The following is a 25,245-nucleotide window of genomic DNA, read 5'->3' as shown; positions in this document are numbered from 1 at the left end:
GCTGAATTAAAAAACTTGAATTGGAAATATTGCCCTCAGTTCTTGGTAAAAGAACTGCTTGGAATGCGTTTTTCCAATGCCGTGCGCGCTGCGGCTTCTCCTCCAAATACATCACATCATAAAACACGTCAGACTCCCCATGAAGAAAACAGCACTCTCACTCCTCTGCCTTGCCATCAGCCTCAGCACCGCTTCGGCAGACGACCTCATCAAAGGCGCGATGAAGAAGAATTGGAAACCCGAAGACGCCGTCGCCAAGAAGGTCGGCAAAGGCGAAGCCACCGACGCTGAACTCGACTCCCTGATCAAATGCGTGCAGACCATCTGCGCCGCCACACCGCCACGTGGCGAGAAGGCCGCCTGGGTGGAAAAGTGCAAAACCTTGGTCGGCGCGCTGCAGAAGGTGAAAGCCAAGGACGCCGCCGGCATCAGCGAATTCAAGAAGGCCAACAACTGCAAGGCCTGCCACGACGTCTTCAAGCCTGTCGCCAAATAAGGCTGGCTCAGCCCTGACTTCCGGAGGCTCCGCTCGCAAGAGCGGAGCCTTCTTTATTTCTGCTTCTTGCGTGTCCGGGCGGATGCTCCAATATCCGCCAACCATGCCCACCACGTACCACATCGTCCCCACTGAAGCCCACAACGATCTCGTTCGCGCCGCCTACAAGCATCGCGGCTACACCCAGGCGGAGGCCGATGACGGCGCACGGTTTTGCGAAATGGCCTCGGCCCACGGCATTCGCACCCACAATGCCATCAAGGCCCTGCATCTCGATCACCTCTTCGGCAGCGCCACTGGCGGCTGCAAGCCGGGCGCAGAGATCGAAGTGATCAAGAAGCCCTTCGCCGCCAGCGAAGCCTGGGACGGCAAGCTCAAGCTCGGCCAGAGCGTCGCCTTCAGCGCCATGGAGCGCTGCATGGAAATGGCCGACAAGTACGGCATCGGACAGGTCAGTGTGGACAACGCCTTCCACTACCTCTGGGGCGGCGGCTATGTGATGGATGCGGCCAAGAAAGGCTACATCGCCTACACGAATTGTACGTCCACCCTGGGCGAGGTCGTTCCCTTCGGCGGCAAATTCCCCGTGCTGGGCACTAATCCCCACTCCTGGGGCCTCCCCACGCAAGACGCCTGCGGCTTTCCCATCGTCATCGACTGGGCCACCTCCACCGTGGCCATGGGCCGTGTGCAGCAGCTCAAGCGTGAAGGCAAGCCACTCCCTCCCGGCGCTGCCGTGGACGCTGCTGGCAAACCCACCACCGATGCCAATGAAGCCGCCTGGCTGCTCCCCTTCGGCGCGCATAAAGGTTACGGCCTCTCCCTCCTCATCGAAGTCATGGGCGGCATGATCGGCGGCGGCCTGCCCACCCTGCGCGGTGGCGGTGCCCATCCCGACATCAAAGGGAAGCCATTCCCAGCCGGCGAAAAGCGCACCAGCAGCTTCTACTTCCAGGTCATCCATCCGGACGCCATCAGTACCGGCCTCTTCTCGAACGGCCGCAACTTCAATGAGAACATCAAAGCGGTGATCGACGACATTCTCGGCCACGGCAACGAGAGCTGCATGCTCCCCGGCCAGCCCGAAGCCCAAAACGCCGCCCACACCGCCAAAGCAGGCGGCCTCCTCTTCAGCACCGCCGAAGTCGAAGCCCTCAACGAGATCGCCGATGAAGCCGGCATGCCCCGCTTCGATGTCGCGGCCCTGGGCACGTATGATGTGCCGTAAGGTGACGTCCACAGCATGAAGTTAGGGGAGGCTGCTCGCCAGCCTCCGCTATGCGCAGGCCTGTGGCCCTCTCTTCCGAGGGGGGCTAATGCAATGGATTAGGCAGATGAATTTGCTTGAGTGCTCCTCTCGGGGATTCTATAAGAATATTTAATGCCTGCTACTTTTGGTGTTTTCCTACGCGCGGTCTCCATTTTTCTTGTGCTGACCCTGTCCGCTGAAGCCGCGACGGTCAATGCCATCTGGAACTCCGCCACGGATGTGCCGCTCAGCGCCAGCAGCTACACAGCCACAGGGAATTCGGTGAATTTCACGCTGAACTATGCACCTGCGACAGGCACGAATCTGACGGTGCTGAACAACACCGGGCTGCCGTTCACCAGCGGCACGTTTGACAACCTGGCGCAGGGGCAGGCGGTCGACCTCAGCTATGGCGGGGTGACGTACAACTTCGTCGCAAACTATTATGGAGGGACAGGGAATGATCTGACGCTGGTATGGGCGAATAATCGTGCGTTTGCTTGGGGCAGCAACGGCGTCGGCCAGCTGGGGGACGGCACACTAACAAACCGCGTCCTGCCCGCCCCTGTGGCAACCGCAGGCGTGTTGGCAGGCAAGACGGTCATTGCGCTCGCCGGAGGTTACGGCCATATGCTGGCGCTGTGTTCGGATGGAACACTGGCCGCATGGGGAAACAACGGCACTGGCGAGCTTGGAATCAATACCAGTGATACGTACAGTTCGGTTCCAGTGGCTGTTAACACGGCGAATGGCACTTCGGCTCTCTATGGCAAGACCGTGGTCGCCATTGATGCGGGGAGTTCTTACTGCCTGGCTTTGTGTTCTGACGGCACTGTGGCCGCTTGGGGATCGAATAATTTCGCGGCACTCGGCACCGGTGGGGGAAGCACTCCCACACCTGTGGCAGTCAACACAACCAGTGGAATCTCAGCCCTCTATGGCAAAACGGTGGTGGCCATCGACGCAGGCAATGACCATGCTCTGGCTCTGTGTTCCGATGGCACAGTGGTGGCCTGGGGAAACAACGAGTATGGAGCGGTGGGCAACAACAGTACAGCAACAGCATGGTCTCCCGTGGCCGTCAACGTGGTCAACGGCGTCTCCGCTCTTTACGGCAAATCTGTGATCGATGTTACCGCAGGAGACGGCTTCAGCATGGCGCTTTGCTCGGACGGTTCGGTGGTGGCCTGGGGCAATAACTATTATGGAGAGCTTGGTAACACCACCACTACTAACAGCCTGGTCCCTGTGGCTGTGAACACAGCCAGCGGGACTTCCGTGCTTTTTGGCAAAACAGTGACTGCCTTGTCAGCCGGCCGGCTGCATGCGCTGGCATTGTGCTCTGACGGTACGCTGGCCGCCTGGGGCTACAACTATGACGGGGCGCTGGGCAACGGTGCCTGGGGCATTAGCGCTGTCCCGGCACCCGTGGCTGTCAACGTGGCCAGCGGAACCTCGGCGCTCTATGGCAAAACAGTGCGAACAATCACTGCGGGTGACGATTTCAGTGCCGCCGTGTGCACGGATGGCACTTGTGCCGCCTGGGGTTACAATTTGTTCGGGCGGCTTGGCGACGGCACCACCGCAACGCGCAAAGTGCCTGTGAACGTGATTCCCAACAACTTCGCGACCGGGGAAGTTTTTGCCGGACTGTTTTCAGGACAGCCTCCTAATTCCGTCATGTGCGTGGTTGCCACTCCAGTGCAGGCCTCAGCCGTGACTCTGGCCGCCACCGGGGTTGATGCAACGAGCGCCACCTTGAATGGCGTCGATGTGGCCGCTCATGACAGCGTTGCCCTCTCATTTGATTACGGCCTCACCACCGCCTATGGCACCACCGTCGCCGGCACGCCAGCGACAGCCACCGGCGGCGGCGCCACCCCGTCAGTTGCCAGTTTGACCGGGCTTGTCCCAGGCGCGACGTATCATTTTCGGTTCAAAGGCGCGGGCGGCTCCGGGGCGCTTTATGGGGCCGATCAAAGTTTCACGACGCCTTATAACGACGCCCGTCTTGCCAGCCTGGCGTTGAGCATTGGCTCCCTGAGCCCGGCATTCTCCAGTTCCACCACGACCTATTCCGCCGTACTGCCCAGCACGGCAAGCTCTGTCCAAATCACTCCCGGTGCCGCAAACAACACTGCTGTTGTGAGGGTCAACGGGGCGATCGTCGCCTCCGGTGCGAGCCGCACGGTCAGCCTGGTTTATGGTGACAATGCCATCAGCGTCGTGGTCACCGCGCAGGATGGAACGACCGTGCAGACTTACTCAGTCATCCTGACCCGTTCGACTCCCAATCCCCTGGGCGCCGACTATGCCTCTGGCAGCACCGTCCCCCTCACGATCAAAGACTTCACCGCCACCGGCAGCACGGTGAATTTTTCCCTCTCGTATGCACCCGCAGTCGGTGGCAGCCTGACGGTGGTCAACAACTCAGGAGTTGGCTTTATCCAAGGAGCGTTCGACAATCTGGCCCAGGGTCAGCTCGTCACCATGAGTTTCAATGGGATGACGTACAAGTATGTTGCCAATTATTACGGCGGCACCGGCAATGATCTGGTGCTGCAGTGGGCGGGCAACCGCGCCTTCGCAACAGGATACAATAACAGCGGACAACTGGGCATCGGCAGCTATACGAGCAGCAACGTGCCCGTTCCAGTCACCGCCACCGGCGTGCTCGCTGGAAAAACGATTGCCGCACTGGCGGCAGGGGCGTATCACAGCCTGGCGCTATGTTCGGATGGCACCCTGGCCGCATGGGGGGATAACAACAGCGGGAAACTCGGCAATAACAGCGCCACCAGCAGCAGCACCCTTCCTGTCGCAGTGGACAAGACCAGCGGTTTGTCATCGCTTTATGGCAAAACCGTGGTCGCCATCGCGGCGGGTTCGTCCCATAGCATGGCGCTCTGCTCGGATGGCACCGTTTCCGTCTGGGGTTCAAACGCCAGTGGCCAGCTCGGCAACAATGGGAGCTCAAACAGCTCCGTTCCAGTTGCGGTCAGCACCACCAGCGGTGTGTCCGCCCTCTATGGAAAAACAGTGGTCGCCATTGCGGCGGGCGATTCGCATTGCCTGGCGCTGTGTTCGGATGGAACTCTGGCAGCCTGGGGGGGCAACGACAATGGGCAAATCGGCAACAACAACTCCACCACCTCCTTTTACAATATACCGGTAGCTGTAAACACCGACAATGGCGTGTCCATCCTTTATGGGAAAACTGTCAGAACGATTGCAGCAGGTGGCGCTCATAACCTTGTCTTGTGCACGGATGGCAGCATGGCGGCATGGGGCAGCAATATTTCCGGACAATCAGGAAGCGTGTACACAGGGCAAAAATTGTACCATCCTGTCTGGGTGCAAAATAATTACGGCACGGGGCTGTATGCCAAAACAGTCGTCGCGGTAAGCGCTGGCAGCGCGCACAGCATGGCCTTGTGCTCAGACGGCACTGTGGCGGCCTGGGGCAACAACTATTATGGTCAGCTCGGCATCAACAGCACCACCACCAGCACCATCCCGGTGGCGATCAATACCGCGAGCGGCGTTTCCGGCCTGTATGGCAAAACAGTGGTCGCCATCACAGCTGGAAATTACCACTCCTGGGCACTGTGCTCGGACGGCACGGCAGCCGCCTGGGGCTACAACAACCGTGGTCAGCTCGGCATCAACAGTACCACCAGCAGCAGTGTTCCGGTCGCCGTGAACCGCACGCAGTTGTTCGGCGGGGAGTCGCTCATGAACGTCAGCGTCGGCCCCGTTTCCAGCCACATGCTCGCCATGGTGGCCGACCCTTCGCCCAGCCTGATCACGCAGGCGGCGGGCATGATCGGAAGTACTGGCGCCACCTTGAATGGAACGGTCAACGCCCATGACGGCACAGCTGTGGCCGTCTCCTTTGACTACGGCACCACCACCGCCTACGGCAGCAGCGTGACTGCTTCTCCCGCAAGCGTCACAGGCGGCAGCGACACGGCCGTGAGTGCTGCGCTCACCGGACTGGCACCCAGCACCACCTACCACTTCCGCGTGAATGCAGCAGGTTTCCCTGGCACTGATCAGACCTTCACCACTCTCAGCAATGACGCCACCCTGGCCAGCTTGACCAGCAGCACGGGTGAGTTGAGCCCGGCCTTCGCCAGCGGCACCTTCAGCTACACTGCTCCTGGTGTGGGCGATTCGACCAACTCCGTCACTGTGACTCCCACCTTGGCAGACAGCAATGCAAGCGTCGCGGTCAATGGCGTCAGTGCGACTTCTGGCGGCGCTGCGCCGGTGAGTCTTGGGTATGGACTTAATATCATCAATGTGCAGGTGACTGCGCAGGATGGAGTGACAAAGCAGACTTACATTCTCAGTATAACCCGAGCCGCTCCCATCACCATCAGCGCCAGCTATGCCTCAGGAAGCGATGTGCCGCTGACGACCAATGGCTATACCGCGACAGGAAAAATTATCGGTTTAGCACTCAATTATGCCCCCGCCACCGGCACCAACCTGACCGTGGTGAACAACACCGGCGTGCCCTTCATCAGCGGCACCTTTGACAACCTTGCGCAAGGACAGGCGGTGCTGCTTTCCTACAATGGTGTGACTTACAAATTCGTCGCCAACTACTACGGCGGCACCGGCAATGATCTCGTGCTGGCCTGGGCTGCCAACCGGGCCTTTGCCTGGGGAGACAACAGCACGGCACAGATCGGGGACGGCACCGCGACGCAGCGCAATGTGATGGTGCCGGTGTCTGCCACGGGAGTGCTGGCTGGCAAAACGATTCTGGCCCTGTCACAAGGAAGAGGTCACAGTCTGGGGCTCTGTTCGGACGGGACTTTGGCCGCATGGGGCACCAACTACTACGGCACGCTCGGCAACGGTAACAATACCAGCATCAACTTTCCGGTAACGGTGAATACGGCGAGTGGTGTTTCTGCCTTGTATGGCAGGACAGTGGTGGGCGTCTCGGCAGGAACCTATTTCAGCCTGGCCGTGTGCTCTGACGGCTCGGTGGTTTCCTGGGGTTACAACCCCTATGGACAGCTCGGCAACAACGGTACCACCAACACCAATGCACCCGTACTGGTGAACACGACCAGCGGCACCTCGGCCTTGTATGGGAAAACCGTGGTGGCGGTCTCCGCAGGAGCTTATCATTCGGTGGCGCTTTGTTCTGACGGCACTGTGGCAGCCTGGGGCTACAACAACACCGGGCAGCTCGGTAACAACACGACCACCAACAGCACAGTGCCTGTGGCGGTGAACACAACGAACGGCATCTCGGCCTTGTACGGGAAAACCGTGGTGGCCATCTCGGCGGGCGATCAGCATACGATGGCTTTGTGCTCGGATGGCACCGTGGTGGCTTGGGGAGACAACATCTTTGGCGACCTCGGCAACAACAGCGGCGTGCAGATGAAAGTGCCGGTGGCGGTCAATGCCACGAACGGAGTTTCCGCGCTGTATGGCAAAACGGTGGTGGGCATTGCTGCCGGCAACTGGCTGAGCCTGGCCCTGTGTACGGATGGCACCGTCGCGGCCTGGGGCTACAATAACGCCGGTCAGCTGGGCAACAACACGACGACCAACAGCAGTGTGCCATTGCAGGTCAGCACTGCCAGCGGCACCTCGGCCCTGTATGGCAAAACGGTGGTGGGCATCGCTGCAGTTGGTTCCAGTTGCACGGCTTTCTGTACAGATGGTACGGTGGCCACTTGGGGCTACAATTATTACGGCCAGCTGGGCAACAACACGACGAACAACAGCCTGGTGCCCCAGCTTGCGCTCACCACTCCGCTCAATGCGGGTGAGCGCGTGATCAATCCCTCCCAAGTCGCGAATGACGGACAGTCGCTGGTGCTGGTGGCGGAGCCAGTGCCGACCGTCACAACTCTGGCGGCGACAGCGGTTGGCTCCGCGAACGCAACGTTGAACGGCACGGTGAACCCCAACAACGGCATCGCAGTGGCCGTCTCCTTTGCCTACGGCACCACCACCGCCTACGGCAGCAGCGTGACCGCAACTCCTGGCAGTGTCACAGGAGGCAGTGACACCGCCGTGAGTGCTGCTCTCAGCGGACTGGCACCCAGCACCACCTACCACTTCCGCGTGAATGCAGCAGGTTTCCCTGGCACTGATCAGACCTTCACCACTCTCAGCAATGATGCCACCCTGGCCAGCTTGACCAGCAGCACGGGCGAATTGAGCCCGGCCTTCGCCAGCGGCACCACCAGCTACACCACTCCTGCGGCGGGCAGTGGCACGACCTTCGTCACCTGCACTCCCACGGTGTCTGAAAGCCATGCAACGGTGACGGTCAATGGCATCGCCGTCACCTCAGGCAGCACCAGCGGGCCGATCAGCCTGGGGTTTGGCACCACTGTTATCAATGTGCAGGTGACTGCGCAGGACGGTGTGACGAAGCAGACTTACACCATCGCTGTCCCCGGCTCCACTTCAGCTACCTTTGCCGCTGCAACGGATGTGCCAGTATCTGCAAACGGCTTCAGTGCCGCAGGCAGCACGGTGGATTTTACACTCAACTATGCGCCAGTCACTGGAGCAAGTCTGAGGGTGGTGAACAACACCGGGCTTGGCTTCATCAGCGGCACGTTCAGCAACTTGAGCCAGGGGCAGGCGGTCACGCTTGTCTACAACGGGGTGCAGTATAATTACGTCGCCAACTATTATGGCGGCACCGGCAACGACCTGGTGCTGGTGTGGGCCGGCAACCGGGCGCTCGGCTGGGGGGACAATCTCAATGCGCTCCTGGGAGACGGCACTTCAACCAGTCGCCTCGTTCCGACGCCGGTCACGGCCACCGGGGTGCTCGCAGGCAAGGTGGTTGTGGCGACTTCTGCAGGCTACTCCCACGGTCTGGCCCTGTGTTCGGACGGCACGGTGGCCGCCTGGGGCGGCAATTGGTACGGACAGCTCGGGGACAACACCTACAATTCACGCGCCACGCCCGTGGCGGTCAATACCGCCAGTGGTGTTTCCGCCTTGTATGGCAAAACGGTGGTGGCCATTGGCGCAGGGTACGAGTGGAGCATGGCCCTGTGCTCTGATGGAACCGTCGTCAGCTGGGGCTACAACAGCATTGGCCAGCTTGGGGACGGCAGCACGACCAACCGCGTCGCGCCGGTGGCGGTGAGCAGGGGCAGCGGGGTTTCCGCCCTTTATGGCAAATCGGTCGTTGGCATAGCGGCGGGAGCTTCCCACAGCCTGGCCCTGTGCTCTGACGGCGCAGTGGTGGCATGGGGATCCAATGCCAGTGGACAGCTGGGCAACAACAGCACCAACAACAGTGCAGTGCCGGTGCTGGTCAGTTCCGCCAGCGGTGTCTCCTCCCTGTATGGCAAAACTCCGCAGATGCTGGCGGCGGGTGTTTCATTCAGCGTGGCCTTGTGCTCTGATGGCAGCCTGGCTTCATGGGGGACCAATGCCTCCGGCCAGCTGGGGGACAACACCCTCAACAACCGCTCCGTGCCAGGAGCCGTCAATGCCGTGAACGGCACCTCCGCCTTGTATGGCAGAACCCCTGCCGTCATTGCTGCAGGATATAACCACACCATGGCGCTTTGCACCGATGGCACTCTGCTGGCCTGGGGCAGTAATGCCTTTGGCCAGCTCGGTGACAACAGCACCACCAACCGACCGGCGGCAGTGGCGGTCAATGCTGCCAGCGGCTCATCGGCACTCTATGGCAGAAAGGTGGTGGGGCTGACCTGCGGCAGTTCTATAAGCGCGGCGTTTTGTTCAGACGGCTCAATCGCCACCTGGGGAGCCAACAGCGTGGGACAACTGGGGAACAACACCACCTCCAACAGCAGCGTGCCAGTGGACGTCAGCACCAGCACGCTTTCTCCCGGAGAGCGGTTCGCGAGTGTGGGCACGGGGATCTACTCCTCCGCCATGTTTGCCACAGCTGCTGCTCCGCCCGCAGCGCCCGCAGCCGCCACATTGGCCGCCACCTCCATCACGACCACCGGTGCGACCTTGAACGGCACCGCCAATGCCAGCGGCAACACTACGACAGTGAGCTTTGAGTTTGGCCCCACCACTTCCTACGGCACCACGGTGGCTGCCACGCCTGCCACGCTGACTGACAGCAGCACGACTGCGGTGGCAGCAAGCCTGACCGGTCTGACACCTGGCACCACGTATCATTTCCGCGTCAAAGCGGTGAGCGGTGCGGGCACGGCCAATGGCAGCGACCAGACTTTCACCACGATCAGCACCAATGCGAATCTGACCGGACTGGCCTTGAACAACGGCACGCTGAGTCCAGTCTTTGCAGGTGGCACCACGAGCTACACGGCCACCGTGGCTTATCCTGTCACCTCCATCACCCTGAGGCCCACGTTGGCGAATGCCGGCGCAAGTGTGATGGTCAATGGGCTGCCGGTGTCTTCGGGCAGTGCGAGTGCGCCCGTTTCCCTCAGCGTGGGAGACAACACGCTGACCACCGTGGTGACTGCACAGGATGGCACCACCACTCAAACTTACACGGTGACGGTCACGCGCGCGGCACCCTCCACCAATGCGCGGCTGGCCAGTTTGACTCCCAGTGTCGGCATCCTCTCGCCTGCCTTTGACAGCAGTGTCACGAGCTACACCGTCACGGTGCCTTTTGGGACGACATCGATGACCTTGACGTCCACCGTGGCAGACAGCACTTCATCGGTGCAGGTCAACGGAACTCACGTCAACTCGGGCAGCGCCAGCGGTCCTTTGGCCGTCGATGTGGGGAGTAATTTCTTCAGTGTGGTGGTCACCGCGCAGGATGGAGTCTCCACGCAAACCTACTCCATCACGGTGGTGCGCCCTGCGCTGCCTGCGGTCTGGAGCACCCTCAGTGATGTGCCGCTCGTCACCACTGGCTTCACCGCCACCGGCAACACCCTCGGTGCCCTCACTTTGAACTTCGCACCCGCCACCGGCACCAACTTGATGGTGGTGAAAAACACCGGGCTGGGCTTCATCAGCGGCACCTTCAGCAATCTGTCCCAGGGGCAGGCGGTGGCCATCGTGTACAACGGAGTCACCTACAACTTCGTGGCCAACTACTATGGCGGCACAGGCAACGATCTGGTGCTGCAGTGGGCCGGCAATCGCGCCCTGGCCTGGGGCTACAATGGCGATGGCGAACTGGGGGACGGCACAACGACCCAGCGCAACACCGCCGTGTCCGTGACCGCCACCGGTGTGCTGGCCGGCAAAACGATCCTGTCCCTCGCGATGGGTGCCAAACACAGCCTGGCCCTCTGCTCTGACGGCACGCTTGCAGCATGGGGGGCCAATACCAGCGGCCAGCTTGGCGACAACACCACCACGGATCGCCTTGCACCGGTGATGGTAAACAACAGCATCGGGGTCTCGGCGCTCTACGGGAAAACGGTCATCGCCATCGCGGCAGGGCAGAGCCACAGTCTGGCGCTGTGTTCGGATGGGACCGTGGTGGCATGGGGTGAGAACCTTTATTATCAGCTCGGAGACACCACCACCACGCAGCGTAACGCCCCCGTGCAGGTGAACAGCAGCAGCGGCATTTCAGCCCTGTTTGGCAAAACGGTGGTGGCCGTGGCGGCAGGAGCGCGCCACAATCTGGCGCTATGCTCTGACGGCAGCGTGGCTGCCTGGGGGGCGAACACCAGCGGTCAGCTCGGCGACAACACGACCTCACCGCGAAGTGCCGCCGTTGCAGTGAATGCGTCCAGCGGCCTCTCTGCTCTGAACGGCAGGAGTGTGGTGGCCGTGGCGGCAGGCGGGCTGCACAGTCTGGCCCTCTGCACCGATGGAGCCGTGCTCGCCTGGGGCAACGACGTCAACGGCGAACTCGGCGACGACAACGCAGCGCAGTTCTATACGAACTCACCCGTGGCCGTCCTGGTGAATGCCAGTTCCGGCTCCGCGCTTTTCGGCAAATCCGTCGTGTCCATCATGGCAGGCTACGCCCACAGTCTGGCGCAATGCTCAGATGGCACTCTGGCTGCCTGGGGCAGCAATGCCTTTGGCCAGCTCGGCGACACCACCACAAACAACGGCTACGTGCCCGTAACGGTGAGCACAGCCAGTGGAGTCTCCGCCTTGAATGGCAAAACAGTGTCTGCCATCTCGGCGGGTGCGCGTCACAGCATGGCCCAATGCACGGACGGCACTCTGACCGCCTGGGGCATGGCCACCAGCGGCCAGCTCGGCAACAACAGCACCACCAGCAGCAGTGCCCCCGTGGCGGTGAGTGCAACTCCGTTGGCGGCGGGGGAAGTCTTTGTCCGTGCCGCCAGCGGCCCCTATGCACTGCATAGCTTGGCTGTCATCGCGGCACCCACGCCACCACCCACCGTCAGCACTCTTGCTGCTACGGGAGTCGGCAGCACCAGCGCCTATTTGAACGCCACCGTGAATGCGAACAACAGCATCACCACCGTCTCCTTTGACTACGGCACTACCACAGCCTACGGCAGCAGCGCAGGAGATGGTTACCTCGGTGCCGTCGGCACCTCCAACACGTCCATCACCGCTCAATTGATCGGACTCGCTCCGGCCACCACCTACCACTTCCGTGTCAAAGGCTCCAGCGGGGCAGGGTCCTCCACCGGCAGTGATCTGACCTTCACCACACTGAACAACAACGCAGGTCTCGCTGCACTGGTCCTCAACAACGGCACCCTCACTCCCGCTTTTGCCACGGGCACCACGAACTACACGGCCTCTGTGCCGTATTCTGTGTCATCCATCACCCTGCGGCCGACGCTCGCAGATGCCAATGCCACTGTGAAAGTCAACGGCCAGTCAGTTGCCTCAGGCAGCGCCAGTACGCCCATCGCGCTCAACGTGGGTGACAACGCGCTCACCACCGTGGTGACAGCGCAGGACGGCACCACCACGCAGACCTACACCGTGGTGGTCACACGCGCCGCGCTATCCACCAATGCGACCCTTGCGGCATTGACCTCGAACATCGGTGCCTTCACGCCTGCGTTTGACAGCGGCACCATCAGCTACACAGCCACCGTGCCGTTTTCGACGACGTCGCTGACCCTCACGCCAACCGTGGCAGACAGCACCGCCACGCTGAAGATCAATGGCGTGAGCGTCGCTTCGGGCAGCGCGAGCACGCCTCTGACTCTCAATTTGGGAAACACGGTCTTCAATGTGGTGGTCACTGCGCAGGATGAGATGACGACTCAAACTTACTCACTGACTGTCACACGACAGACCGCACTGGCGGCCAGCTTCAATGCCGCCACCGATGTGCCTTTCAGCACGAATGGCATGACCGCCACCGGCAGCACGGTCAATTTCACCCTGAATTTCGCCCCGCCTACCGGCACGAACTTGACCGTGGTGAACAACACCGGCCTGCCTTTCATCAGCGGTACGTTTGACAACCTTGCGCAGGGCCAGGCCGTGGAGCTCAGCTACGGCGGGGTCACCTACAACTACGTGGCCCACTACTACGGCGGCACGGGCAATGATCTGGTGCTGGTGTGGGCCAGTCAGCGCGCCTTTGCCTGGGGCAGCAACCCCTATGGCGATGTGGGAGACGGCACCACGACCGCCCGTAAGATCATGGTGCCTGTCACCACCACCGGTGTACTGGCGGGCAAGACGATCGTGTCTCTTCAAAATAATTCTGCCATCAGTCTGGCGCTCTGCTCAGACGGCACTCTGGCGGCCTGGGGTAGCAATTACAATGGCCATCTTGGCAACGGCACCACCACCGACAGCCTCGTACCCGTCTTGGTCAGCACCGCCAGCGGCTCCGCCCTGCATGGCAAGACCGTCGTGGCCATCGCGGCAGGCGGATGCTGCATGGCGTTGTGCTCTGACGGCACGGTGGCCACCTGGGGCTACAATGAGTACGGCAATTTGGGCAACAACTCCAACGTTCAGAGTAACGTGCCGGTGAAGGTCAATGCCAGCTACGGCACCTCCGCTCTGTATGGCAAAACTGTCGTGGCCATCGCGGCGGGCGCCTTCAACTGCATGGCGCTATGCTCGGATGGCACGCTGACATCCTGGGGCCTGAACAATGGGCAGCTAGGCAATAACGCTTGGACGGACGCTTGGGTGCCGGTGCAAGTCAGCGCGGAGAGTGGTGTTTCATCTCTGTATGGCAAAACCGTGTCTGCCATCGCGGTCGGCAGCTACTTTTCCATGGCCTTGTGCACAGATGGAACGGTATCCGCCTGGGGCGACAACTATTACGGCCAGCTCGGCACCAATCGCACAACTTTGCGCAGCTTGGTTCCGGTGCTGGTCAATACCACCAGCGGTGTCTCGGCTCTCTACAACAAGACGGTGGTTGCCGTGGCTGCCGGTTACTCGCATGCCCTGGGCCTCTGCTCAGACGGCACTGTGGCCGCCTGGGGCAGCAATTACTTCGGCCAGCTCGGCGACAACAGCACCACGCAGAAAAATGTGCCGGTGCTGGTGAATACGACGAGTGGCACCTCCGCCTTGTATGGCAAAACCGTGCAGGCCATCACCACAGGGGGCAACAATTCCCTCACTTCAAGGGCGCTGTGCACGGACGGCACGCTCGCCGCCTGGGGAGGAAACACGTTTAGCTTTCTCGGCAACAACAGCACGACGGACAGCAGTGTGCCCGTGAAGGTGATCACCACGCCGCTGGCTGTGGGAGAGCGCATCGTCAATCCCGCCAACGGCAGTTATGCGGCTCTCGTCGCCACGCTGGTGGCCGAGCCGCCTCCTACGCTCACCACGCAGGCGGCATCAGCGGTCGGCAGCACCACGGTGGTGCTCAATGGCACGGCCAATCCCAATGGTGGCGCGGTGGCTGCCTTCTTTGACTACGGCACCACCACCGCCTACGGCAGCAGCATCACCGCCGCACCTTCCCTAGTCTCGGGCGGCAGCACCACGGCGGTCAGTGCAGCACTCGGCGGGCTGGCCCCGTTGACTACCTATCATTTCCGCATCAAAGGCGGCACTTACCTGGGTGGCGATCAAACCTTCACCACCCTCAACAACGACGCAACCCTCAGCGGCCTGACTGTGAGCAGTGGCACGCTGAGCCCTGCTTTCGCCTGCGGCACACTGGCCTACGCGGTGGTGCTGGACCGCAGCGCCACCTCCATCAGCCTCACTCCCACGGCGAATGACGGCAGCGCGTCGATCACGGTGAATGGTCTTGTCGTGGCGTCTGGATCGGCGAGCGGTGCCATCGCCCTTTTTCCCGGCAGCAACACGGTCACCACGGTGGTGACCGCCCAGGATGGTGTCACAAAAACGACGTACGTTTTAAATGTGGCGTGTCTGAGCACCGTGCAAAACTGGCGTCAGCAAAACTTCGGCACCGCCGCCAACACCGGTCCCACCGCCGACACCGCTGACTACGACGGTGACGGCATCTGTAACCTGCTGGAATACGCTCTCAATCTCAGCCCCACCGCTGCCAGCAAGCTGCCGGTGACCACCGCTGCGAACGGCGCGAATTTTGAATACACCTACACCCGCAGCACCGCCGCCGTGAATGCAGGCACCATCTTCACCGTGGAATGGAACGCCACCCTCTCTGCAGCCTCGTGGAGCAGCAGCGGCGTGACACAAACCGTGCTGAGTGATGATGGCACGACGCAGCAGGTCAAAGCCGTCATCCCCATGAATGGGGCCAGCACGATGTTTGTGCATCTCTCGGCGACCGCTCCGCCGTGACGCGGAGAAGCAGGCCGGACGAAAGGTTGATCTGAGCGGAAGCCTCAGTAAATCATCGCATTATCCGGTGCTGTGGTCTCTTCCACCTTGGTGGCTTCGATGATCGGGACGGTCTGCGTCCCCTCCTTTTTGTAGCCCATCTTGCCGACGACCTTGACCCAGGTCATGTCCTTGAAATCGGGAGCCTTCTTGCCGAAATCCACCGGCACGGAGTAGGGGCGTGCATCCGCAGCGCAGCACTGCACCAGCATGCGGAAAATGCGCAGGCGGTGGCCGTCGGCATTGTTCACTTTCTCCGGCAGGATCTGCGCCACGGTCTCGACCATTTGCCCCGTCAGCACCTTCTGAACTTCCACGTCCCCACCAGTGTAGTACAGCTCAGGCACTTCGAGGATGAAGTTGCCTTCCTTGCTCTGCGGCACCTGCTTCTTGAGGTCTTCGAGGGTGAAGGTGCCATAGCTCTTGGAGGCTTGTGCGGGCGGCGGGATGTTCTTCGGCGGCGTTTTGGTTTCTGCAGCAGCGGCAGAGGCTGCAGCCACTCCGGGTGGCGGCGTGTTGGCAGGCTTAGCCGGGGGTCCAGATGTGCCAAGAGTCTGCGGACTGACCATGGCGGGAGGCTGATCGGCCACCTTCTCCGTGGTGACTTTCGCCGTCGTGGTCGCGGCAACCGGCTGCCCGGCGTTCTTGACCTTGTTTTGCAGCGAGAACTGCTCCGCACGCGAGGTGTCCGTGTAGTTCGGGTCGTACAGCCCCTTGTTCACGATGGCGTTCGCACTGTAGCGGTCCGGCGTGGAAAGCGCAGCCCAGGAGAGCGGCGCGGCAAGAATCAGCAGCACCGCGATCCGGCCCGGCCAGGAGCTCTCATCGAGAATCCCGTGCGCATGCCCTTCATGGCTGTGTGCATGCCCGTGATCGTGCCCGCAGCAGCCCTCTTTCTTTGCATGCTCGTGCGAGTGGTCATGCCCGCAGGTGCCATGCTCATGGGCGTGTTCATGACCGCAGCCTTCGCCATGCTTGTGCGCGTGGTCGTGACCGCAGTCCTTGTGATCGTGATCATGGTCGTCATGCGAGTGGTCAGGCCCTTCGCAGCCGGCATCCTCGGCTCCCATGGTCAGCAGGTTGAAGAGGCCCAGCACAGCCAGGCCGATGCCGGACACCAGCACCATTGGGCGGAAGATGCCATCCGGCGGCAGATAGTTGATCAGACGGCCGCTGATATAGAAATACAGCAGCACACCGCCCCACAGCAGGAGCATGGCGACACTGAGGAGATGAACGAGGGTGCGGGTTCCACTCATGGCAGTTTAGGGTTTGATGTAGAGATGTTGAATCAGGTTCATCCACGGCCCCGAAAGCAGACCGATGAGGATGAAAAGACCGATCAGAAGAGATACGACCACCTTGCGCTGGAAGACGCTGGAGTACATGAACAGCAGCTTGATGTCCATCATCGGGCCGAAGACCAGGAAGGCCAGCTTCGCCGCCATGGAGAAAGCCGTCATCGGCGCAGCAATGAAGGCGTCCGAGGTGCTGCACAGCGAAAGCACGATCGCCAGTCCCATGAGGGAAGGGACAGCCAGCCAGTCATTGCCAGCCACGGTGTTCAGCAGCCCCTGATTGATCTGAGTGTTAAACACAGACGTGATAGCCACGCCGATGGCGAAGTACATCGCCGTGTCCAGGAAGTCGCGCATCGAGCTGCGCATGGCATGCACCAGCTTGCCATTGAAGCCAGCAGCCGGAGCGTGCACATGGCCGTGATCGTCTTCAGCCGCAGCATTCGCAATCTTGTTGGCAATGCTCGCCCGCAGCACCTGACCCGGCTTGAAGCGCAGCACCACCAGCCCCACGATCACCGCTACGAGGTAGCCCAGCGACAGACGCGCGATCGTCATCGTCGCATTGCCCGCCGTGGCCCAGCTCAGGCCCTGAAACTCCTTGAACGCCGTCAGCGTGCTGATCGCCACGATGGGGTTCATGATCGGCGCGGAAAGCATGTATGTCACCGCGCAGGAAAGCGGCAGCCCCTTTTGCACCAGACGCCGGATCACCGGCACCACCGCGCACTCGCATACAGGAAACACCAGCCCCAGAAAGCCCGCAATCAGCGTCGCCAGCACCTTGCTCTTCGGCAGCACCCGGTCCAGCAGTTTGGCCGGCAGGAAGGCATCAATAATTCCGGAAAACACCGTGCCGATGAGAATGTAGGGGGCGCCTTCGAAGACAATGCTCAGGAAGGCCATGAGGATGTCCCCCATGCGGCTGGGTGCGGGCAGATCGGCGAGAAAAATCATGTGGTTGGAGAGAAGACTTCTAAACGCGCCGAAATGGCGGGTTCAAGCGAGAAAGAACGGGGGATTGGAGGAATGTCGAATGCGGAATGAGGAAAGGGGGTAAAGTGATAAACGCTGTCAAGAGGGGACAAGGAGAGCCAAAAGGTCAAAACTCGCCGCCAGCCGGAATCGTCCTCGTCCTCCTACTCGAACTCGTGCTCGATCACTTCGTGTGGAATGCACCCCGGAGGCGCGAAAAGATGCACCCGCCGATTGCGATTGCCTTGCAGGCCCAGTTTTGCTGGAATACGCCCATGAATGAGCCGCCAAAAGTGCGCTGGGGATGCCTGCAATGGGGGATTGTGCTGGGCCTGGGTTTGCTAGCCTGGATATTTATAGCGTCTTTTCAGCCTATGATCTCAAGACAAGGAACACAGATGCAGGGAGTCAACAACTGCAGGCAGATCATCATCAGCCTGAAACTGCATGCCCGTGATAACGGATCCACCTATCCAGATGCCGGGCTTGAGACCTCCGGGGGTGAATCTGCCAATCAGGTTTTTCGCAAATTGTTCCAGGAAAAGATTCTGACGGCGACTAAGGAGCAAATTTTTGGCTGTCCCAACAGCGTGTTCGTCCCTGATGGCGATATTGGGACTGCACCTGACTTTTCCAAAGCTCTGACTCCTGGTGAGTGCCACTGGATGCTGCTCAAATTTCAAACGGATTCTTCAAACGGAGATATGCCCGTCGTTGTGGAAAACGCGCTCAATGCCACATGGCCGCCAAAATGGGACGTCTCGGACCCATCGGGCAACAAGCGTGGCCGAGTGTGGAAAGGGAATAAAATCATCATTGGTCGCAATGATGGCTCTGTCGCCGTGGAGAAATTGAGTCCTGATGGAACCATGGATTGGCGTCGCATGTTCAATTCTGGAGGCGGCAACAAAAGCTGGATCGACACCCTGTCTCCCGAGCAAATCGCCAAGCTCTCCTACTGGGACATCGAGGAGAAATAACCCCTCATTGTGCTTGCCTTGCGCATCCATGGGCGGGATTTGCGATGTCCTATGAGGACAGGGAAGCTGTGCGTTCATGGAGTAACGCGCACCAACTCCAACTCGACTCCCATCCATGAAATCGCTTCTTGCTCCTTTGCTGCTCAGTCTGGCCATGACCGCCACCGTGTTCGCCGCCTGGCCCATCAATGACGAATGCCCGGTGGACCATAAGCCGGCGCGTCCCATTTATCGCGTGAAGACAGACGAGGGCTTTGTCGCTTTTTGCTGCACGGAATGCATGCAAAAGTTTGCCAAATCTCCCGGCTCCTACCCGGTGAAGAAGAAGGAAGTGGCGAAGTGATGCTTCGGCATCGGCGCTGACACAGAATAAAAAGCACGGGATCTGCCGCGATCCCGTGCCAGTTCGCCGTCCGCATGCGGCTCTGGACGTAGGTTGGGTGTATTTGGCGGGCAGGACACTCTTCATCACACAAACGCTCCTTCGCCAAACCGCCCGACTGCGAGGACGCACCCACGCCCCAGCATCTGCAGCACGCCAATGGACGAACGGGCCCTCGCCAAACCCACCCCAAAATCACCCAGACCTCGCTGATCTGGCTCGGACAACAGACCAGCGACGCAGCCTTGAGCCCGGTGGCATGCGCAGTCCTTGTTGCCACCCATGTCCTCATCTCATCCGTTTGATCTCAAGGAACGCAGCATCTGGGTCTTTGGCGGCGCTGGTTATCTCGGCGCTGCCGTCATCACACAACTTGCCGAAATGCAGGCCCGCGTGCTGTGCGTGGATCTGGCAGACCGTGCCGCAGACATGGTCAAAACATCCGGCCTGCAGGCTCAAGTGAGCGCAGCCTCCCTCAATGCCGCCGACACCACCGCTGTGGAAGCCTTCGTTCAAGAGCAGATCGCCATTCACGGCGTGCCGCACGGCCTCGTGGTGATGACCTATGCTTCAACGGCCAAGCGTTTCGAGGACCTCACCGCCGATGATTTTGACATGGCGAACCACGGCAATCTCACCGCCACCTTCGCCCTCGCACGCGCCGTCGGTCAGCACATGGCGGAGCAGGGCAGGGGCAGCATGGTCCTCTTCTCCAGCATGTATGGCAGCGTCGCGCCGGATCCTTCAGTGTATGCCGCGCCCATGAATCCGAACCCCATCGAGTACGGCGTCGGCAAGGCGGGCATCCAGCAGATGGCGCGTTACCTGGCCGTGCACTGGGGCAGGCAGGGCGTACGCTGCAACAGCATCTCGCCCGGTCCATTCCCCAATCCCACAATCCAGTTTCAACAGCCCGAATTCGTCGAACGCCTCGCACAAAAAATCCCCCTAGGCCGCGTCGGTCAGGCACCCGAAATCGCCGGTGCCGTGACCTTCCTCCTCAGCGACGCCTCCTCCTTCATCACCGGCCAAAACCTCGCCGTGGATGGTGGCTGGACATCGTGGTAAATGATTCACACCGTCTCCCCCCGGATCAGCTTGGGCATCAGCCGCATCGCCTTTGGTGGCAGTGAGCCGGACTCCGCCAACTGCCGTGCGGCCTTGCATACACTGCGGGCAAACTGGCCGGTGTTCGCCGCGTAGCGCGTGATGGGCGGCACCGTGTGCTGGAGAAACGTTTCATCATCGCGTGAGATCACCGCCACGTCCTGCGGCACGCGTTTGCCGCGCTGCGTGAGAAACATCATCACCGTGAGCACATGCATCGCCCGCGCCACCACATAGGCCGTGGGTGGCCGGGCCGAGCGCAGCGCCTTGTCCAGCAGCGCGCACAGATTGGCAGCGGTGCCATCGTGCGGGATCACCTGCAGCGTCGGCGCATGGCTGCCGCCCAGCGCCTCGCGCAGTCCTTGCTCGCTCTGCACGTCACCACCGTAATCTCCCAGTGGTCGCACGAAAGCGATGTGCCGGTGGCCCTTGCCGCACAGCATGCCGCCCGCATGCCGGCACAGCGCGCGGTAGTCGGTGTCGATGGACGGCAGGCTGATCTCCGGCGCGCAAGATCCCACCACCAGGCAGGGCAGCTGGCGGCGCATGAACCAGCTCTGCACCGGCTCCAGTGAGCCAAACACCAGCCACGCCGCCGCAGGCGACCGCGTTGTCAGCGCCTCCAGCGCACGCGCCGGTTTGGCCGTGAAGCATGCGGTGCTCACATGGATCTCAAAGCTGAACCCCACGCGCGAAAGCTGATCCCGCAGATCATCCACCATCACCACCGTGGAGGGAGACATCTCCAGCAGCGGCCGTGGCGAGATGAGCGCGATCACCCGTGAGTGCGCCGCCTTCTTCGGTTTCTCCGCCGTCTTGATGCGCCGCCGCTGTCGGTCAGACACTTCCAGGAAGCCGTCGCGCTCCAGCTCATGCAGCGCGCCGCGCAGCGTGTGGCGGCTCACCTGCAGGCGTGCGCACAGCTCCCGCTCCCCCGGCAGATGGCCATGCCAGTGCCCGGCCTGCATGGACTCGCGCAGGCTCTGCGCCGTCAGGGTGACAAGAGAGATGCGCTGAGGCAATCTGGGACTGGAGGAGGTCGCGGGCTTCATCTGGTTTGGACAACAGACCAGAATCAAGCCGTTGTGACAAATCGTTTCAGCAGCCTGTTTCAGTTCCATGTCTTCCAAAGCACGCCACCTCTCGCACAGCGACCTGCTTCAGCTCAAACGCTGGAACACTCCCACCATCTACAACGGCTGGGAGCAGATCACCCGGCACAATGCAGGTGCCGATGCCTTCAACATTGAGGAAACCCGCGACTTCATGCCGCAGATGGGGCCCATGGTCGGCTACGCCGTCACGCTCGTCATCGAGCCCTCGAACGCCTCACATCGCCAGACCAATCCAAACGCCGGCGCCGAGTTCCGCCGCTACATCGCCAGCGTCCCCGGACCCAAGATCATCGTCGTCCAGGACCTCGACAAACCCCGCGTCCTCGGCTCCGCCTGGGGTGAAGTCAGCGCCAACATGTTTCGTGCCCTCGGCTGCGTCGGCACCATCACCGACGGTGCCATTCGCGATCTCGATGAAATGACCAACGCAGGCTTCAAAGCCCTCGCCCGCCGTCTCTGCGTCGGCCACGCCTTCGTTCACCCCGTGCGCTGGGGCTGCGAGGTTGAAGTCTTTGGCCGCACCGTCAAGCCGGATGATCTCATCCACGCCGACAAACACGGCTTCATGGTCATTCCTCCTGAAGACCAGCCCAAGCTGCTCGAAGCCGCGCGCTTCATGGACGCCAATGAATGCTCCACCGTCATCCCCGCCGCTCGCAATGCAGCAGGCCTGAGCACGGACGAACTCGTCGCCAATCTCGAAGCCGGCATCACCCAGTTCAGCGCCAACGTGAAAAGCCAGTTCTCCCGCCAGGGCGAGTGGTAAACCCAAGCAAGCATCATGAAACTCATCGCCCTCTGTTGTCTCGCCATCGCCTGCATGGCGCACGCCGAAAGTATCATCACTTTCAATCTCGATCCCACCAAGGAGAACCCGCGCAACTCCGAAGGCTCATTCGCCACGCTCGCATCCGGCCGCATCATCTTCTGCTACTCACAGTTCTATGGTGGCGCGGGGGATGAGAGCCCCGCCCGCATCGTGCGCATTCATTCGGACGATCAGGGCCGCACCTGGAGCCCGCCCGTCACCGTGGTGGAAAACACCGGCGGCGACAATGTGATGAGCGTCTCCCTCCTGCGCCTTGCCAGCGGCAAGCTCGCCATGTTTTTTTGCATCAAAAACAGCTGGATCGACTGCCGCCCGCACATGCGCGTCTCCACGGATGACGGCGAGACCTGGACCGAGCCCAAGCTCGTGCAGCAGGCCCCCGGTTACTTCGTGATGAACAACGACCGCGTCATCCAGACCAGCAAGGGCCGCATCATCATCCCGCTGGCCTTCCACCGCTCACGCGGCACCGATCCCAACACCAGCAAATCCTGGGACGCACGCGCCATCGCCATGTGGATCTATTCCGATGATGACGGTGCCACTTGGACGGAATCCTCCAGCTGGTGGGCCATGCCCGTGCGCAGCGGCAGCGGCCTGCAGGAGCCGGGCGTTGTCGAGCTTGCGGACGGCTCGCTCTTCTCCTGGTGCCGTACGGACCAGGGCGCGCAGTATGGCATGTACTCCACCGACGCGGGCAAAACCTTCTCTCCGCCGGTGCCCACGGAAATGAAATCTCCGAACGGCCCCGCCAGCATCAAGCGCCTGCCCGGCAGCAGCGACCTGCTGGCCATCTACAACGACCACTCTGGCATGTTCCCGTTCCCTCCCAAGAAGCGCAATCCCTTCGTGGCAGCCATCTCCACCGACGGCGGCAAGACCTGGCCCAGGCGCAAGCTCATCGAGAATGATCCCGACGGCCTCTATCACTACACCGCCATCCATTTCGTCGACGATGCCATGCTCATCGGCTACTGCGCTGGCGACAGCAAAGTGGGCGCGCTTAACCGCCTGCGCATCCGCCGCATCACCCTCGACTGGCTGAAGCAGCCCTGAACCGCCCATGCGCACACTCATTCTCCTCCTCTGCTTCGGTTTCGCAAACCTGCTTCCCGCAGCACCGCTCAAAACCGCAGCCTTGCTCGCCGCAGGCAAGGAACCCGTCCGCATCGTCTGCATCGGCGACAGCATCACCGGCGTCTATTATCACAGCGGTGGTCGCCGCGCGTATGCCGAAATGCTGCAGCTCGCCCTGCAGCAGCTCCACCCGCAGGCGCAGATCAGCGTGCATAATGCCGGCATCAGTGGCGACACCACCACAGGCGGCCTCAAGCGCCTTGAGCGTGACGTACTCGCGCACAAGCCCCATCTCGTGACCATCATGTTCGGCATGAACGATCTGGTCGGCACACCCGTGGACACCTTCAAAAAGAACCTTCATGAAATGATCACCCGCTGCCAGAAAAGCGGGGCCGAAGTCGTGCTGTGCACGCAGAACTCCATCGTCGAAACCCCGCAGCGGCCCCCCGCCCGTCTCGCCGAATTCACCCAGGCCATTCGTGACGTGGCCAAAGAGGAGACGCTCGTCGTGGCCGATTGCTACGCCGCATTCGAGGCCGTGCACGCCGCCGATGCCTCCGAATGGAATCTCCTCCTCAGCGACACCATTCATCCCAACATGGCAGGTCACAAACTCTTCGCCGAAACTATCGCCCACGCCATCACCGGCCGCACCGTTTCACTCCGCGATGTCGGGCCACCCGCGTCTCCGCTGTCGCACACCTTCGCCACGCTCAAAGCCGGCCAGCCCCTCCAGGTGCTCGCCATGCCGCCGTATGACGCCCTTATCACGTCTGCCTTGCAGCGCCTCTATCCCGCTGCCGTCGTCAAGGTCATCCCATGGCCCGTTGCAGGTCAGACGCTCGCGCAGCTTGAGCTCTTCGCCCGCAAGGTGCGCAGCATGAAGCCGGATCTCGTCCTCATTGCCGTGCCCGCTGAACTCCCCTTGCGGGATCCGCTGCAGTTTCATCACGACTATTCATGGATCATGAACTGGTCACTCAGCTTTGGCCCGCAGCAGTGGGATGTGGTTGTGGCTCTGCCATCGGTGGCAAAGCCGGTGCTCAGCCAGGAAGAAAGCCGCCATGAGGCATTCGCCCGGCGCCTCATCCAAGCCCAGGACCTCTCCATGATCACACGCCGCAGCGGCGACACCACGCCGCTGCTCGAACTCCTCTCCACCTGGCTCTCCCAAAATCAACCCTGACCCCTTTTTATGAGACGCTCCAAAGTCCTCGCCAAAATCCGTGCCGGCCAGGTCGCCCGCATCTGCTGCACCGGCTCGCCCATCGCCTTCTTCCCGGCCATCGCCGCACATTTCAAATACGACGGCATCTGGCTCGATGCCGAGCACCGCGTGTGGGATCCGCGTGAAGCCGAAACCATGCTGGGCCGCCATCACGCCGCAGACATCGACTGCGTCTGGCGTCCAATCACCAAAGAAAAAAACAGCCTCTACCGCCTCCTCGAAGACGGCGCCGCCGGGTTGATGATCCCCCACGTCGGCAGTGCGGATGAAGCCCGCGCCTTGATCAATGCCATCAAATTCCCACCCCTCGGCGATCGCGGCTTCTGCGGCGGTGGCCGCGATGCGGACTACTGGATCGGCAAGCCCGACGACTACATCGAGCAGGCCAACCGCGAGACCTTCCTCACCGTGCAGATCGAAACCCCCGCCGCTCTCGCCAACGCCGAAGAGATCGCCGCAGTGCCCGGCGTGGACATCCTCTTCCTCGGCCCCGGAGACATGTCCCTGCGCCTCGGCTGCACGCCTGCGGTGAATGATCCCGTCATGCTCGATGTGCAAAAGCAAATCGCCGCCGCCTGCCGCAAACACGGCAAGACCTGGGGTCGTCCCGTGGGCTCCGCCGCAGATGCAAAAACCATCATCGAACTCGGCGCGCAGTTCGTCGTGCTCGGCAGCGAATTCGGCGCGCTGCACGCCCATCTCAGCGCCTGCGCTGCCGACTTTGACAGCGTGCTCAGTGAAATCTCTGCGCAGACCGCCATTCCCACGGGCAAGACCTATTGACGAGGCGCGT

Annotated in this window: 13 protein-coding genes; 10 read left to right on the top strand and 3 right to left on the bottom strand. The window is 61.4% G+C overall.

Going from position 1 to position 25,245, the window contains the following annotated elements; translation table 11 throughout:
- Window positions 1-139: 139 nt before the first annotated feature.
- From AC3RLQ_RS07785 to AC3RLQ_RS07775, 3 genes are all read left to right on the top strand, one after another.
- The gene (locus AC3RLQ_RS07785) at window positions 140-496 is read left to right on the top strand and encodes a hypothetical protein (RefSeq protein ID WP_493035903.1); all 357 of its coding nucleotides are present in this window, start codon (window positions 140-142) and stop codon (window positions 494-496) included.
- A 103-nt stretch (window positions 497-599) separates the two neighbouring features.
- Window positions 600-1,724: an Ldh family oxidoreductase gene (locus AC3RLQ_RS07780; RefSeq protein ID WP_422320815.1), complete on the top strand. Its 1,125-nt coding sequence runs from the start codon at window positions 600-602 to the stop codon at window positions 1,722-1,724.
- A 153-nt stretch (window positions 1,725-1,877) separates the two neighbouring features.
- The gene (locus tag AC3RLQ_RS07775; RefSeq protein WP_493035901.1) at window positions 1,878-15,419 is read left to right on the top strand and encodes an RCC1 domain-containing protein; all 13,542 of its coding nucleotides are present in this window, start codon (window positions 1,878-1,880) and stop codon (window positions 15,417-15,419) included.
- 44 nt (window positions 15,420-15,463) lie between these two features.
- Here the strand turns inward: AC3RLQ_RS07775 and AC3RLQ_RS07770 are convergent, their stop codons facing one another.
- Window positions 15,464-16,717: a TIGR03943 family putative permease subunit gene (locus AC3RLQ_RS07770; RefSeq protein WP_493035899.1), complete on the bottom strand. Its 1,254-nt coding sequence runs from the start codon at window positions 16,715-16,717 to the stop codon at window positions 15,464-15,466.
- Between the two features lie 6 nt (window positions 16,718-16,723).
- Window positions 16,724-17,713 (bottom strand): permease, encoded by a 990-nt coding sequence (locus tag AC3RLQ_RS07765; RefSeq protein ID WP_493035897.1) that lies wholly within the window; start codon window positions 17,711-17,713, stop codon window positions 16,724-16,726.
- A 194-nt stretch (window positions 17,714-17,907) separates the two neighbouring features.
- Here AC3RLQ_RS07765 and AC3RLQ_RS07760 point away from each other — a divergent pair, with 194 nt between their 5' ends.
- The 3 genes from AC3RLQ_RS07760 (at window position 17,908) to AC3RLQ_RS07750 (ending at window position 20,161) form a co-directional block, all read left to right on the top strand.
- Window positions 17,908-18,711: a hypothetical protein gene (locus AC3RLQ_RS07760; protein ID WP_493035895.1), complete on the top strand. Its 804-nt coding sequence runs from the start codon at window positions 17,908-17,910 to the stop codon at window positions 18,709-18,711.
- A 115-nt stretch (window positions 18,712-18,826) separates the two neighbouring features.
- Window positions 18,827-19,054, top strand: a complete 228-nt coding sequence (locus AC3RLQ_RS07755; protein WP_422318155.1) for a hypothetical protein — start codon at window positions 18,827-18,829, stop codon at window positions 19,052-19,054.
- Between the two features lie 321 nt (window positions 19,055-19,375).
- Window positions 19,376-20,161 carry an SDR family oxidoreductase gene (locus AC3RLQ_RS07750; protein WP_493035893.1) on the top strand — a complete coding sequence of 262 codons (786 nt, stop codon included), beginning with the start codon at window positions 19,376-19,378 and terminating at the stop codon, window positions 20,159-20,161.
- Between the two features lie 5 nt (window positions 20,162-20,166).
- On the opposite strand, the gene AC3RLQ_RS07745 is transcribed toward AC3RLQ_RS07750, so the two are convergent.
- The gene (locus AC3RLQ_RS07745) at window positions 20,167-21,321 is read right to left on the bottom strand and encodes a substrate-binding domain-containing protein (RefSeq protein ID WP_493035891.1); all 1,155 of its coding nucleotides are present in this window, start codon (window positions 21,319-21,321) and stop codon (window positions 20,167-20,169) included.
- Between AC3RLQ_RS07745 and AC3RLQ_RS07740 the strand changes: the two genes are divergently transcribed.
- From AC3RLQ_RS07740 to AC3RLQ_RS07725, 4 genes are read left to right on the top strand one after another with little or no spacing between them, the layout of a single operon-like run.
- A complete protein-coding gene (locus tag AC3RLQ_RS07740; RefSeq protein ID WP_493035889.1) occupies window positions 21,320-22,081 on the top strand; it encodes an RraA family protein in 762 nt (253 codons plus the stop codon). The genes AC3RLQ_RS07745 and AC3RLQ_RS07740 overlap by 2 nt on opposite strands.
- Before the next feature lie 15 nt (window positions 22,082-22,096).
- Window positions 22,097-23,200 carry a sialidase family protein gene (locus AC3RLQ_RS07735; protein WP_493035887.1) on the top strand — a complete coding sequence of 368 codons (1,104 nt, stop codon included), beginning with the start codon at window positions 22,097-22,099 and terminating at the stop codon, window positions 23,198-23,200.
- Window positions 23,201-23,207: 7 nt separating this feature from the next.
- Window positions 23,208-24,410 carry an SGNH/GDSL hydrolase family protein gene (locus AC3RLQ_RS07730; protein WP_493035885.1) on the top strand — a complete coding sequence of 401 codons (1,203 nt, stop codon included), beginning with the start codon at window positions 23,208-23,210 and terminating at the stop codon, window positions 24,408-24,410.
- A gap of 9 nt (window positions 24,411-24,419) precedes the next feature.
- Window positions 24,420-25,235: an HpcH/HpaI aldolase family protein gene (locus AC3RLQ_RS07725; RefSeq protein ID WP_493035883.1), complete on the top strand. Its 816-nt coding sequence runs from the start codon at window positions 24,420-24,422 to the stop codon at window positions 25,233-25,235.
- The last annotated feature ends 10 nt before the right edge of the window (window positions 25,236-25,245 follow it).

It is taken from the genome of Prosthecobacter sp. GW821-HT29F12 (genome assembly GCF_058803405.1).
This window is presented reverse-complemented; position numbering and strand designations above follow the sequence as displayed.